Below are 13534 nucleotides of genomic sequence, written 5' to 3'. Positions count from 1 at the left end.
GATGAAGAATATTCACTTCGATAATTTACAGGAAACATTATATAATGAAAAACTCGACAATGGTTTGGACGTCTATATTTTACCGAAACGTGGATTTTCGAAAACATTCGTGACGTTCACGACTAAATATGGTTCAATCGACCGGACATTTATCCCGCGTGGAAAAACAGAGGAAGTGACAGTTCCTGATGGCATTGCCCATTTCCTAGAGCATAAAATGTTCGAAAAAGAAGATGGGGACGTATTCCAAAAGTTTAGTGTGCACGGTGCATCTGCCAATGCGTTTACATCATTCACACGAACTGCTTATTTGTTCTCTGCTACGGATAAATTATATGACAATACTGAAATTCTTCTTGATTTTGTACAGGAGCCGTACTTCACGGAAAAGACTGTTGATAAAGAGAAGGGTATTATTGCCCAGGAAATAACGATGTATGATGATCAGCCGGATTGGCGTCTCTATTTCGGTACGATCGAAAACCTGTTTCATGAACATCCCGTGAAAATTGATATCGCTGGTACGGTCGCATCGATTCAAGATATCACGGCGGACTATTTGTATGAATGCTATGAAACGTTCTATCATCCGTCCAACATGGTGCTTTTCGTTGTAGGTGCTGTTGATCCGGAAGAGATGATGGCATTCATCAAGAAAAATCAAGATGCAAAAACATTCGATGATCCTGCAGAAATTGTACGTAGTTTCCCTACTGAAAAGGATACCGCAGCAATCACTGAGCGGAAGCTTGCAATGGACGTATCGAAGCCGAAATTGAATATTGGTATGAAATGTACTAATACAGATATTGATGGAGAAGAGATGCTCATTCAGGAACTTTCAGCGGGTCTAGTTCTGGATATCCTGTTTGGCAGATCATCCGAATTCTATACAGAAACGTATAATGATGGACTTATTGATGAGTCGTTTTCTTATGATTTTACAATGGAGAATGGCTTCGGTTTCGCAATGATTGGTTCTGATACAGACCAGCCGGAACAACTCGAAAAAGCAATCCGAACAACTGTGAAAAACACCGTTGAAACATGGCCAATCACGGACTTGGAACTTAATCGAATGAGGAAAAAGAAAATTGGTCAATTCATGCGTTCTTTGAATTCTCCGGAGTTTATCGCCAACCAGTTTACTCGCTATACGTTTAACAACATGAATTTGTTCGATGTTGTTCCAACACTTGAGAAATTAACGCTCGAAAACTTGAAAGATGCATTCCAAACGTTTTCGGATGAAAGCGGTTATACGGTCTATTCAATTGTTCCAGCTGATAAGGCAGAATGACGGAACAGAAATACTGCGTTGTACTTGGTGCATCAGGTGGAATAGGCGATGCGATTAGTCGAACATTAGCGGCTGCAGGCTGGTCGCTATTCCTTCATTACAATGAAAATGCTGCACATGCTACTCTTTTGAAGCAGGAACTGAGTATGACCTATCCGCAATTGAGTTTTAAAACAGTCCAAGCAGATTTCAGTGCACAAGATGGAGCAGAATTACTCGTCCAACAAGTTCGTACTATTAGTGCTGTTGTTGTTGCAAATGGGCAATCGATGATGAAACTGTTGACGGAAACAAGCACTGAAGACATGGATGCACTATGGAAAGTCCATGTACAAAACCCCGCACGATTTATAAGTCTGGTATCTCCACAATTACGCAAGTTTGAGCAATCGTACGTTGTCATGATTGGCTCGATATGGGGTAATACGGGGGCGGCAGGAGAAGTGATGTACTCCGCTGTGAAGGGGGCGCAACACGCATTTGTGAAAGCATACGCGAAAGAAGCCGCCTTTTCAGGAATACGCGTCAACGCTGTGGCACCTGGGTGGATAGAAACGCGAATGAATAGTGACATACCATTAGATGAACGACAGATGGTTATCGATGAAATACCACTTATGAGTTCCGGGACACCAGCACATGTCGCTGAAGCAGTTAATTTCCTGTTAAGCGGCAAGGCGGATTATATGACAGGTGAAATTATGAAAGTGAACGGCGGCTGGTATATTTAACTTAATTCAGTTTAAGCCTCCGGTGATAGCACGAATTTTGAAGTGCGTGGAAAGGCAACAAGGGGGGATGTAGTTCAATCCCTCCCCGTAGCATACCTGCATCATGGAGGCATGCAAGCGCAATTCAAAATTTGTACGCAATGTAATTGATTGGGGAAGGGGATTAAAACAATCCCCTTTTTCCTTTTCATAATGCATTTAATCAGCTATCATAGAACTATATTACTTCTTGTGCGTCATATAGTAGTGCGTGTTCAAAAAAAAGGACAAAGGAGTGTGTGTCTGATGGGTGAATGGTATCTTGAATATGAAATTCAGGTTAACCGGCCTGGCCTTCTGGGTGATATTTCGTCGTTGCTCGGAATGTTGCGCGTGAACATTGTTACAATTAATGGTGTTGATGGCGGACATCGTGGAATGCTGCTACGAACTGACAACGACGACCAGATAGCGCGTTTTGAACAAATCGCCGAGACGATGGAAACGATTCATGTAATAAAAATCCGTGAGCCAAAGTTGCGCGATATTCTAGCGGTCAGGCACGGACGTTATATACAGCGTGATGCAGACGAAAGGAAAACGTTCCGTTTCCTTCGAAATGACCTTGGGATTCTTGTTGATTTCATGGCTGAAATATTCAAACAGGAAGGCCATAAATTGATTGGTGTTCGCGGGATGCCACGAGTAGGGAAGACGGAATCAGTCGTAGCGGCAAGTGTTTGTGCTAATAAAAAGTGGATATTCCTTTCGTCGACGATGATTAAGCAAACGTTGCGGAAAAACTTAGCGGGCGATGAGTTTTCAAAAGATAATATTTTCATCTTGGACGGTATCGTTACGCGTAAGGCGGAGGACGAACGTCACATGCAACTTGTCAGGGAAATGATGCGAATGCCCTCTATAAAAGTTGTGGAGCATCCGGATATGTTTGTTCAGCATTCGGAATACAGTATTGAAGACTTTGATTATATTATTGAATTAAGAACAGAACCAGATCAAGAAATTACATATGAAATGATGGAAAAAAACCATATGATGTCCGACCATGGAATAACGGATGGATCGGGTTTATTCAACTTCTGATAGGCAGGTGTTTTTGGTGACCGGATTAGGTGATCGTCTCAAGCAGGCGAGAATGGCTAAAGGATTTACATTGGATGATTTACAGTCAATAACGAAAATACAGAAACGGTACCTCTCCGGTATCGAAAATGAAGATTACAGCATGATGCCTGGATCTTTTTATGTACGGGCATTCATCAAACAATATGCAGAGGCAGTAGGTCTAGATTCTGATGAAATGCTATCTATGTATAAAAATACGTCTCCTGAAGTGCCATCCGAGGAAGAGGCGGGTCAGCGTGCTTCGTCGACATTGACACGTAAAAGAGGTTTAAGAAATAATGATCAGTTAAATGAAATGATGCCGAAAATCATCGTCGCTTTATTTATTATCGTTATCGTGGTTGTTATTTGGACTCTCTATCAAGGGTCATCTGGCAAGAAAGATGATGTGAATGGCGTCGAAACGAATCAACCGGTAATAATGGAAAATAGTAAACCAACTCCTCCTAAGAAAGACACGGAAAAAGTAGAAGAAAAGCCTGTGGAGGAAGAGGTAGAACCGGAAAAACCGGAACAGACTTTAGCTTTTGAAAGCGCAAGCGGAGAAACATCAGTGTACGGACTAACTGGAGCAGAATCGTTCAAACTTGAAATCCGTTTAACCGGGGGATCTTGGATTGGTGTAAAAGATAATTCCGGAAAAGAATGGATGACACCTGCACGTATTATGGTAGCAGGGGAATCGATTGAATTTGATGTGACGGCTACCGAATCTGTACGAATCCGTGTTGGGCGTCCTAAGTCTACAGAAATATATGTCAACGGTGTGTTACTTGAATACGGTGTGCCACCACAGGATACTGTTCCACAAAATATTATGATTGAATACAAGAAAGAGTAATAGTCATCTACTTTAGATGACTATTTTCTTTGAAAGGAAAGGTGTATTTTATGAATTTGCCAAACAAAATAACCGTATCACGCGTTCTGCTCATTCCAGTTTTTATGGTTTTCATGCTAGTTGATTTTAAATTGGGCACTATAACTATCGCTGGTACAGAAATGATGAAAGAACATTTAATCGGTGGACTTATTTTTATTATTGCATCTATAACAGATTGGCTTGATGGGTATATCGCTCGGAAAAATAATCTTGTTACCAATATGGGGAAATTTTTGGATCCGCTGGCGGACAAATTGCTTGTTTCTGCTGCTTTGATCATACTTGTTGAACTTGGAATAGCACCGTCATGGATTGTCATCATTATTATTAGCCGGGAATTCGCTGTGACGGGTCTTAGGCTTATCCTTGCAGGCGGCGGGGAAGTCGTAGCGGCCAACCAGCTCGGGAAAATTAAAACGGTGGCACAAATCTTAGCCATTACTTCGCTGTTGTTGAATAATATATTTTTCGAGTCGATTGGTGTACCATTCGGTGTCATCATGCTTTACATCGCGCTCTTCTTTACAATTTGGTCAGGTTTCGATTACTTCTATAAAAACAGACGTGTACTGGTTGATTCAATGTAAGGGGATGAGTAGCTATGAAGGCAGAAATTATTGCAATTGGCTCAGAGTTATTACTTGGACAAATTACGAATACGAACGCTAAATTCATTTCATTAAAACTCGCAGAAATTGGTATCGATGTTCATTATCAGACGGTTGTGGGCGACAACCCGGATCGTTTGGATGAAGTGATTGAAATTGCAATGAAACGTGCAGATATTCTAATCTTTACAGGCGGACTTGGACCGACGAAAGATGACATGACAAAAGAAACCATCGTGAAACATATCGGTACAACATTAGTCAGCGATGACGAGGCACTTCTTTATATTCAGCAATATTTCGAACGTAGCGGTAGGGTTATGACGGAGAATAATAAGAAACAGGCACTAGTGTTTAAAGGCGCTAAAGTCTTAGCAAACCGAAAAGGAATGGCACCCGGAATGGCTGTTGAAAAGGATGAAGTACGCTATATCCTTCTCCCAGGTCCACCGCATGAAATGGAGCCGATGTTTACGGATGAGGCGATTCCTTATTTGTTAGGTGTTACTGGCAAACAGGAAGTTATCACATCGCGAGTTCTGAAGTTTTACGGTATTGGGGAGGCGGAGCTTGAACACCGGATTCAATCTATTTTGGAAAAACAAACGAATCCGACAGTTGCTCCGCTGGCAACAGCTGACGCGGTCACATTGCGCCTCACTGCAAAAGCAAAAACGACCGATGCAGCGTTGAAGCTGATTGCGCCTATAGAAGAGGAGATACGTTTACTAGTTGGAGACTACATCTACGGAACTGATGATGATACATTGGCATCCAAAGCTGCAGAACTTCTCATTCGAAACGGTTGGACAATAGCTGCTGCGGAAAGTCTGACGGCAGGTCTATTTATGGCAGAACTGGCCGGTGAACCAGGGATTAGTTCGTCACTAGAAGGTGGCATTGTCGTCTACAATGAGAAATCGAAAGTAGAACAACTTGGTATTGAGCAGTCCCTACTTGCGGAGTATGGTGTCGTCAGTGCAGAATGCGCGGCTGCCCTTGCGGAAAACGTGAAACGAACGTTCAAATCGGATATTGGAATTGGTTTAACAGGTGCGGCTGGCCCAGATCCACATGATGGGAAGCCAGTCGGCACTGTGTGGATTGGTATCGCTTCTACGAATGCAGAGACAGAGACATTTAAGTTGTTACTATCGGGTTCAAGAAACGCAAACCGTCTCAGAGCAGCAAGATTTGCGCTCTATTATCTGATTAAACACCTAACTACAAAAGAAGGCCAAAGTTAAGATTTAAGCCGTTTTCTCAATTAAAAATGTTAAACACCCAGGTATTCTCACTTATATATTTAATTCGAGAAAATTAATCGAATAAATGTTCGCTTTTTGATTGAGTATTTCTCATTAAAGGAGTATACTAGAGGTAGTAAGAAAAACAGAAACATTACCTTGAGGGAGGAAATAAATTGAGCGATCGTAAAGCCGCCTTAGAAATGGCGTTAAAACAAATAGAAAAGCAGTTTGGTAAAGGATCTATTATGAAACTGGGTGAAAAAACAAACCTGGAAGTTGAAACTTCTTCTACGGGCTCCCTTGCTCTTGATGCTGCACTCGGCATAGGCGGATATCCACGCGGCCGTGTCATTGAAATATACGGACCTGAAAGTTCTGGTAAAACGACTGTTGCCCTTCATGCCATTGCAGAAGTACAAGCAGCTGGAGGAACTGCTGCATTCATCGATGCTGAACATGCGCTCGATCCGATTTATGCGCGTAAGTTAGGCGTTAATATCGATGAATTATTACTTTCTCAGCCTGACACGGGAGAGCAAGCGCTTGAAATCGCTGAAGCGCTTGTACGAAGCGGGGCAGTTGATATTTTTGTCGTGGACTCCGTTGCTGCGCTTGTACCTAAAGCAGAGATTGAAGGCGAGATGGGAGATTCGCATATCGGGTTACAAGCCCGTCTTATGTCACAAGCATTGCGTAAACTTTCCGGCGCCATTAATAAGTCAAACACAATCGCGATATTCATTAACCAAATCCGTGAAAAAGTCGGCGTTATGTTCGGAAGCCCTGAAGTAACTCCAGGCGGGCGCGCATTGAAATTCTACTCTTCAGTACGCCTAGATGTAAGACGTGGAGAAGCGATTAAACAAGGCAATGACATAGTGGGAAATAAAACACGAATCCGCGTTGTGAAAAATAAAGTTGCACCTCCGTTTAAAACAGCGGAAGTTGATATTATGTACGGAGAAGGAATTTCCCGAGAAGGAGAAATTATCGACCTTGGTGCCGAAGCCGAAGTTGTCCAGAAGAGTGGATCTTGGTATTCCTATGAAGGAGAACGACTCGGACAGGGACGAGAGAATTCGAAACAATTCTTGAAAGAAAACCCGGATATCCGTTCGGAAATCGCCAACAAAATTCGTGAATCATATGGACTTGCAAGCTCAAACTATGTGATTGGTGCTCATGAAGTAGACGAAGACGAAGAGTTGGAACTGCTACTTGGTGAAGAATAAGTTAGACAAAAAGCCGATTCGTCCTCTTAGTAGGGCGTGATCGGTTTTTATATATTCTCCGAAAAAACTATTATTATTCCAAGAATAATGTGTCTCAAAGACCTGTGTATCCTTGACATGTCAAATTTACATAGATACAATTAGAATTGTATAATTTCATTCCATTGAAATGAATTTGGCAGTATGTTGTACGTCGATATATGAGCCGACTGAAAATGAAAAGAATAGCAAGAGGAGGTGACCTGGATGTCATTAGGATTGATTATCTCCGCTTTGCTCGGTCTGCTCGTTGGTGCCGTTGTTACCTATTTCTTTAATAAGAAAGTGAACGATTCAAAAGTGAGTGGTGCCAAATTTACGGCAGAACAAATCGTCGAAGAGGCGAAGCGTGAAGCGGATGCTCTTAAAAAAGAGGCACTACTAGAAGCGAAGGATGAAACTCACAAACTGAGAATTGAAGCGGAATCAGAGATCCGTGAACGAAGGGCGGAACTGCAAAAACAAGAAAGCCGTCTTTTGCAACGGGAAGAAAATCATGACCGTAAAGATGAAGCTCTCAATAAAAGAGACGCAGGTCTGGAGCGCAAAGAAGAAGCGCTTACCGGAAGACAACAGCATATCGAACAGATGGAACAAAAAGCGGAAGAACTTGTTTCGGTTCAGAAAACTGAACTTGAAAAGATATCATCACTGACACGTGATGAGGCGAAAAGGCTCATCCTTAGTGAAGTGGAGAAAGAACTTGCTACAGATATCGCTGTAATGACAAAAGAGTCAGAGCAACGAGCAAAAGAGGAATCGGATAAAAAATCGCGTGAAATCCTTTCCATCGCTTTACAACGTTTTGCAGCAGACCACGTTGCTGAAACGACTGTGTCGGTAGTTAATCTACCGAACGATGAAATGAAGGGCCGTATTATCGGTCGTGAAGGACGTAATATCCGAACACTCGAAACGTTGACAGGAATTGACCTAATAATCGACGATACTCCAGAAGCGGTCATCTTGTCAGGCTTTGATCCGGTACGTCGGGAAACTGCACGACTTGCATTAGAGAAACTTGTACAAGATGGACGAATTCACCCAGCACGCATTGAAGAGATGGTTGATAAATCGAGACGTGAAGTGGATGAACTCATCCGCGAAACTGGAGAACAGACAACTTTCGATATTGGCATTCATAATCTACACCCAGATCTTATTAAAATCATCGGAAGATTGCGTTTCCGCACAAGTTATGGCCAAAACGTCTTGAAGCATTCAACAGAAGTTGCTTATCTAGCAGGTTTATTGGCGGCAGAACTTGGAGAAGATGTTACGCTTGCACGACGTGCTGGACTCCTTCATGATATCGGAAAAGCGATTGACCATGAAGTAGAAGGAAGTCACGTTGAAATTGGTGTTGAACTTGCAACGAAATACAAAGAACATCCTGTTGTTATTAACAGTATCGCATCCCATCATGGGGATACTGAAGCGACATCAGTCATTGCCGTATTGGTTGCAGCAGCAGATGCATTATCCGCTGCAAGACCAGGAGCGCGCAGTGAAACGCTTGAAAATTATATCCGCAGACTGAAAAAACTTGAAGAGATTTCTGAATCGTACGACGGTGTGGAGAAATCATTTGCCATCCAGGCAGGACGCGAAGTTCGAATTATTGTCCGCCCAGACCAAATCGATGATATAACAGCCCATCGTCTAGCACGAGATATCCGGAAACGGATTGAAGAAGAGCTCGATTATCCAGGACATATTAAAGTAACGGTCATCCGTGAGACACGGGCGGTCGAATACGCAAAATAAAGAAAAGGGGGTTTCCGTGCATTTCGGTCCGGGAGCCTCTTTTTCTATTGGGAGAGATTATTTTATGAGAGTATTATTTATAGGTGATATTGTAGGATCGCTAGGACGAGATATGGTATTTGACTATTTACCACGACTCAAAAGGAAGTATAACCCTGATGTTATTATTGCGAACGGGGAAAATGCAGCAGCCGGGAGAGGAATCACAAAAGCGATATTCGATGACCTGCTCCGTGCTGGAGTAGATGTTGTAACAATGGGTAATCATACATGGGACCAAAAAGAGATTTACGATTTTATCGATGATACAGATTACCTTATCCGTCCTGCGAACTTTTCAGATGAAGCACCTGGTAAAGGGATGACGACAATTTCACGTAATGGTGTGACATTATCTATCATCAATTTGCATGGCCGGACATTTTTACCTCCGCACGGCGATCCGTTTGAAAAGGCAGAGGAATTGGTAGCGGAAGCAAGAGAGATTTCTCCGCTTGTCTTCGTTGATTTCCACGCCGAAGCGACAAGTGAAAAAATCGCAATGGGTTGGCATCTTGATGGGAAGGCATCTGTTGTTGTAGGAACGCATACGCATGTCCAAACAGCGGATGACCGCATTCTGCCAGGTGGAACAGCCTATTTAACTGACGCCGGCATGACGGGCCCTTACGATGAAATCCTGGGTATGAAAAAAGAAGACGTCATCTATCGTTTCCGTACGAATTTACCAGTTCGTTTTGAAGTTCCTAAATCAGGACGTACCCAATTGAACGGACTTTTTGCAGTATTAGATGATGAAACAGGAAAAGCTATCAGAGTTGAACGTGTTGCCATCAATGCTGACCGTACATTCAAAGGCTGACATGCGTCTAAACATCACCTCCGAATCATAGGATGGTTTATGGAGATTTCCGATCCATAGACACCGAAAAATAAGGAGGAATCATGTTGAACCCATTGAAAGTATCATCTCGCTCGAATCCGAATTCTGTTGCAGGAGCACTCGTTGCAGTTATCCGGGACCAGGGATACGCAGAAATGCAGGCAGTAGGTGCTGGTGCCTTAAATCAGGCAATAAAGGCAATTGCAATTGCACGTGGATTCGTCGCTCCAAGTGGCGGAGATCTCATCTGTGCACCCGCTTTCACTGATATCGAGATTAACGGTGAAGGACGTACGGCATTGAAATTACTTGTTGAAAAACGACAGCGTAATATGTAAATTAGAAAGAGTCAGGACCACAGGATAAGTTAATTTCCTGTGGTCTTTTAGTTGTATCACGAGAGAAAGTTCTTTTTTGAAGATAAGACTAAGTTTTTAGCTTTGAATGGTGTCTAGGCTTCAGGCGCCAGACGCTCGGAGGCTAACAGGATGTGAGTCACCCAGCTATGCGGCAAAGAACGCCGCTTCGCCGTTCCGTCTTATGCCTGTCGCGTCTAAAACGGCGCCTTCCGCTTTTCATAACTGTGACAAACAACCGACAAAGCTTTGACTTCTTGTACAGGTGGTCAACAATTAAGTATAATGTAATCATACGTTAAAATTCCCAAGGCTTTGTATGAAAGGGGACAAGTTAAATGAACGAGGAACAGCGATTGAATGAAGGACTAGTGAAGCCGAAACTAGCAAAAACTGCTGACAAGGACTATAGCCGCTATTTTCAGACAGCCTACGCACCGCCTTCTTTGAAAGACGCTAAAAAACGTGGCAAAGAAGAAATCGCTTACTACGATAACTTTGAAATTGACGAGCGTTTCCGTGAAATGGGGGCGAATCGGAAGTTTTATATACGGACATATGGTTGCCAAATGAATGAACATGACACAGAAGTGATTGCTGGTATTTTAATAGGCCTTGGATATGAACCGACAGACACCGTTGAGGATGCGAATGTCGTGTTGCTCAATACATGTGCCATTCGTGAAAATGCCGAAAACAAAGTGTTTGGGGAGCTAGGTCATTTACAATCGTTGAAAAGAAGAAATCCTGACGTCTTAATCGGCGTATGTGGTTGTATGTCGCAAGAAGAATCAGTTGTTAATAAAATTCTTAAAAAGTATGATCAGGTTGATATGATTTTCGGAACACATAACATCCACAGGTTACCCCATATTTTAAATGAGGCCTATTTATCAAAAGAAATGGTCATAGAAGTGTGGTCAAAAGAAGGTGATATTATTGAGAACCTTCCAAAAGTCCGTCACGGAAACATTAAGGCTTGGGTCAACATTATGTATGGCTGCGACAAGTTTTGTACGTATTGCATCGTGCCATACACGAGGGGCAAGGAACGAAGCAGACGTCCGCAAGATATTATCCAGGAAGTACGGCAGTTAGCGGCAGAGGGCTATAAGGAAATTACGTTGCTTGGTCAGAACGTTAACGCGTACGGAAAAGATTTTGACGAGACGAGTTATCGTTTTGGCGATTTAATGGATGATTTAAGCAAAATCGACATACCGAGAATCCGTTTCACAACTAGCCATCCCCGTGATTTCGATGACCATCTAATCGAAGTGCTGGCGAAGGGTGGCAATCTAGTCGATCATATTCACCTTCCCGTTCAATCGGGTTCCAGCGATATTTTGAAAATTATGGCGCGAAAATATTCACGTGAACATTATCTTGAGCTCGTGGGGAAAATTAAGAAAGCGATACCGAACGTTACATTAACGACGGATATTATCGTTGGATTCCCGAATGAAACGGACGAGCAATTCGAAGAGACAGTATCCTTGTACAGGGAAGTTGGTTTCGATATTGCTTACACGTACATTTATTCGCCACGGGATGGCACGCCGGCTGCAAAAATGGCTGATAATATTCCGATGGACGTGAAAAAAGAGCGTTTACAGCGATTAAATAAAGTCGTCAATGAATTATCCGCAGAAGCGATGAAACCTTACAAAGGTAAAATCGTTGAGGTACTTGTTGAAGGCGAAAGTAAGCGTAATCCGGAAGTTCTCGCTGGATATACGGAGAAGAGCAAACTCGTCAATTTCAAAGCACCCCAATCTGTAATTGGTAAAATAGTTAATGTGAAAATAATAGAGGCCAAAACATGGTCACTCGACGGTGAGTTTATCGGCGTAGTAGAAAAGGAAAAGGTGATGTCATAATGGAAAAGTTATATTCGAAAGATGAAATTATCGCAAAAGCACGCGAGATCGCAGTAATGATTGCGAACACAGAACAAGTGGAGTTTTTCAAGCGGGCAGAAGAGCAAATTAATGAAAATCAAAAAATCCGTGAAAACATTGCAAGTCTAAAATCATTGCAAAAGCAGGCAGTCAATTTCCAACAGTACGGAAAAGAAAGAGCGTTGGGTATCATTGAAGGTAAAATCGAAAAAATCCAAGGTGATATTGACGAAGTTCCTATTGTTCAGGAATTTAAACAATCACAAGGCGAAGTGAATGATTTACTTCAACTTGTATCGAACACAATCGCAAACACTGTCACAGATGAAATCATCAAAGCGACAGATGGCGATGTAAGACGTGGTGAAACGGGTTCTTATATAAAAAATACGACATATGAAAAACTATAAGTAAGTATACCAATCGGTGGGAAAATATTTCCTGCCGATTTTTCTCACTCTCTGGGCTTCTGTTGCATAAGATGGATTGAAGCGAATGGAGGAGGAATCGAACTGAAAAATTTACGTCAGATCGTGACGAAGACGGTTATTGCCAAGGGGAAGAAGCGGACTGAGACGACTGTGACACTGAAGCCGCCAAATAGTCCGACGAGTATACTCGGATGTTGGGTCATCAACCATACACATCAGGCGAAAAAGGTCGGTAAATTCATCGAAGTTACCGGTAAGTTCGACGTCAATGTTTGGTATTCCCATCAAGAACATTCAAAGACATCTGTGTTTACAGAGTCAATTCCTTACAAGGACCGGATTCGTTTGCATTATCGAGACGAACCGACATCTGGGCATGAAGAAGTCATCGTTGATGTTATCCAGCATCCGAACTGTACAGAAGCGGTTATTTCGGAATGTGGTGAGAAGTTCTGTATTACGATCGAACGAGAATTGATGGCAGAAGTTGTTGGCGAAACAAAAGTCTGTATTACGGTCCATCCACAAAGTTTTGAAGAGGAATGGTCATTCCGTGATGAATCATCATCACATGATCATGACCACAGTCCAGGACATGAGCAAGCGCAAGTGCGGGGCAGTGATCAAGGGCATAGTCAGAAACAAGGTAGAGAATCATCGTCATTTTGAGAGCCGGCAAACACTACCGGCTTTTTTTCTTTTTGATGGATTTCGTAGGTGTGCAGGTACGCACCCTTCATAGCCGAAGTTTATGATGATAAATGTGTAGTTGAGATTAGAATCGTGAAGTTGCCATTAGAAATGCAAAGTTGAGATTAGAGCGGTGAAGTTGCGGTTAAAATCGAAAAGTTGCAATTAGAACGGTGGAGTTGCAGTTAGAATCGAAAAGTTGCAATTTGAATTACGAAGTTGCAATTACACAAATACCGGACTCTTCGTTGTCCGGTATTTGCTTAGATTTTTGAAGACCGTAAAAATCACGCAGAACTTGGGCTCTTCGTTGCCCAAGTTTGTTATAATAATAAAAA

General features: G+C 42.4%; 13 protein-coding genes. All 13 read left to right on the top strand.

The window, feature by feature from the left end; translation table 11 throughout:
* Window position 1: 1 nt before the first annotated feature.
* A complete protein-coding gene (gene yfmH, locus ACP8HG_RS09860; protein WP_067214010.1) occupies window positions 2-1300 on the top strand; it encodes an EF-P 5-aminopentanol modification-associated protein YfmH in 1299 nt (432 codons plus the stop codon).
* The gene (gene ymfI, locus ACP8HG_RS09855) at window positions 1297-2031 is read left to right on the top strand and encodes an elongation factor P 5-aminopentanone reductase (RefSeq protein WP_067211097.1); all 735 of its coding nucleotides are present in this window, start codon (window positions 1297-1299) and stop codon (window positions 2029-2031) included. The genes yfmH and ymfI overlap by 4 nt, the downstream gene beginning before the upstream one ends.
* 285 nt (window positions 2032-2316) lie before the next feature.
* Window positions 2317-3114, top strand: a complete 798-nt coding sequence (locus tag ACP8HG_RS09850; RefSeq protein ID WP_067211096.1) for a DUF3388 domain-containing protein — start codon at window positions 2317-2319, stop codon at window positions 3112-3114.
* Window positions 3089-3997 carry a helix-turn-helix domain-containing protein gene (locus tag ACP8HG_RS09845; protein WP_338655908.1) on the top strand — a complete coding sequence of 303 codons (909 nt, stop codon included), beginning with the start codon at window positions 3089-3091 and terminating at the stop codon, window positions 3995-3997. The genes ACP8HG_RS09850 and ACP8HG_RS09845 overlap by 26 nt, the downstream gene beginning before the upstream one ends.
* Before the next feature lie 50 nt (window positions 3998-4047).
* A complete protein-coding gene (pgsA, locus tag ACP8HG_RS09840; RefSeq protein WP_067211090.1) occupies window positions 4048-4626 on the top strand; it encodes a CDP-diacylglycerol--glycerol-3-phosphate 3-phosphatidyltransferase in 579 nt (192 codons plus the stop codon).
* A 14-nt stretch (window positions 4627-4640) separates the two neighbouring features.
* Window positions 4641-5894 carry a competence/damage-inducible protein A gene (locus ACP8HG_RS09835; RefSeq protein ID WP_340740381.1) on the top strand — a complete coding sequence of 418 codons (1254 nt, stop codon included), beginning with the start codon at window positions 4641-4643 and terminating at the stop codon, window positions 5892-5894.
* Between the two features lie 176 nt (window positions 5895-6070).
* The gene (recA, locus tag ACP8HG_RS09830; protein WP_067211085.1) at window positions 6071-7129 is read left to right on the top strand and encodes a recombinase RecA; all 1059 of its coding nucleotides are present in this window, start codon (window positions 6071-6073) and stop codon (window positions 7127-7129) included.
* A 246-nt stretch (window positions 7130-7375) separates the two neighbouring features.
* The gene (gene rny, locus ACP8HG_RS09825; protein ID WP_067211083.1) at window positions 7376-8935 is read left to right on the top strand and encodes a ribonuclease Y; all 1560 of its coding nucleotides are present in this window, start codon (window positions 7376-7378) and stop codon (window positions 8933-8935) included.
* 64 nt (window positions 8936-8999) lie between these two features.
* Window positions 9000-9797 (top strand): TIGR00282 family metallophosphoesterase, encoded by a 798-nt coding sequence (locus ACP8HG_RS09820; RefSeq protein ID WP_067214009.1) that lies wholly within the window; start codon window positions 9000-9002, stop codon window positions 9795-9797.
* A gap of 86 nt (window positions 9798-9883) precedes the next feature.
* The gene (locus ACP8HG_RS09815) at window positions 9884-10156 is read left to right on the top strand and encodes a stage V sporulation protein S (RefSeq protein WP_067211081.1); all 273 of its coding nucleotides are present in this window, start codon (window positions 9884-9886) and stop codon (window positions 10154-10156) included.
* Between the two features lie 356 nt (window positions 10157-10512).
* On the top strand, window positions 10513-12054 hold the full coding sequence (miaB, locus tag ACP8HG_RS09810; protein ID WP_438298574.1) for a tRNA (N6-isopentenyl adenosine(37)-C2)-methylthiotransferase MiaB: 1542 nt from the start codon (window positions 10513-10515) through the stop codon (window positions 12052-12054).
* Window positions 12054-12485: a RicAFT regulatory complex protein RicA family protein gene (locus tag ACP8HG_RS09805; RefSeq protein WP_067211076.1), complete on the top strand. Its 432-nt coding sequence runs from the start codon at window positions 12054-12056 to the stop codon at window positions 12483-12485. Before miaB ends, ACP8HG_RS09805 begins: the two co-directional genes overlap by 1 nt.
* Before the next feature lie 123 nt (window positions 12486-12608).
* Window positions 12609-13175, top strand: a complete 567-nt coding sequence (cotE, locus tag ACP8HG_RS09800; RefSeq protein ID WP_231885693.1) for an outer spore coat protein CotE — start codon at window positions 12609-12611, stop codon at window positions 13173-13175.
* Window positions 13176-13534: the final 359 nt, after the last annotated feature.

It is taken from the genome of Sporosarcina sp. FA15, from assembly GCF_051550195.1.
GTDB classification, from domain to species: Bacteria; Bacillota; Bacilli; order Bacillales_A; family Planococcaceae; genus Sporosarcina; species Sporosarcina psychrophila.
Note: the sequence above shows the minus strand (reverse complement) of the source record. Positions and strands in the feature narration are given on the sequence as shown.

What these genes read in the sequence shown, in the direction of transcription:
- yfmH (WP_067214010.1), top strand. Translation starts at nt 2, where the DNA reads ATGAAGAATATTCACTTCGATAATTTACAGGAAACATTATATAATGAA.
- ymfI (WP_067211097.1), top strand. Translation starts at nt 1,297, where the DNA reads ATGACGGAACAGAAATACTGCGTTGTACTTGGTGCATCAGGTGGAATA.
- ACP8HG_RS09850 (WP_067211096.1), top strand. Translation starts at nt 2,317, where the DNA reads ATGGGTGAATGGTATCTTGAATATGAAATTCAGGTTAACCGGCCTGGC.
- ACP8HG_RS09845 (WP_338655908.1), top strand. Translation starts at nt 3,089, where the DNA reads ATGGATCGGGTTTATTCAACTTCTGATAGGCAGGTGTTTTTGGTGACC.
- pgsA (WP_067211090.1), top strand. Translation starts at nt 4,048, where the DNA reads ATGAATTTGCCAAACAAAATAACCGTATCACGCGTTCTGCTCATTCCA.
- ACP8HG_RS09835 (WP_340740381.1), top strand. Translation starts at nt 4,641, where the DNA reads ATGAAGGCAGAAATTATTGCAATTGGCTCAGAGTTATTACTTGGACAA.
- rny (WP_067211083.1), top strand. Translation starts at nt 7,376, where the DNA reads ATGTCATTAGGATTGATTATCTCCGCTTTGCTCGGTCTGCTCGTTGGT.
- ACP8HG_RS09820 (WP_067214009.1), top strand. Translation starts at nt 9,000, where the DNA reads ATGAGAGTATTATTTATAGGTGATATTGTAGGATCGCTAGGACGAGAT.
- miaB (WP_438298574.1), top strand. Translation starts at nt 10,513, where the DNA reads ATGAACGAGGAACAGCGATTGAATGAAGGACTAGTGAAGCCGAAACTA.
- ACP8HG_RS09805 (WP_067211076.1), top strand. Translation starts at nt 12,054, where the DNA reads ATGGAAAAGTTATATTCGAAAGATGAAATTATCGCAAAAGCACGCGAG.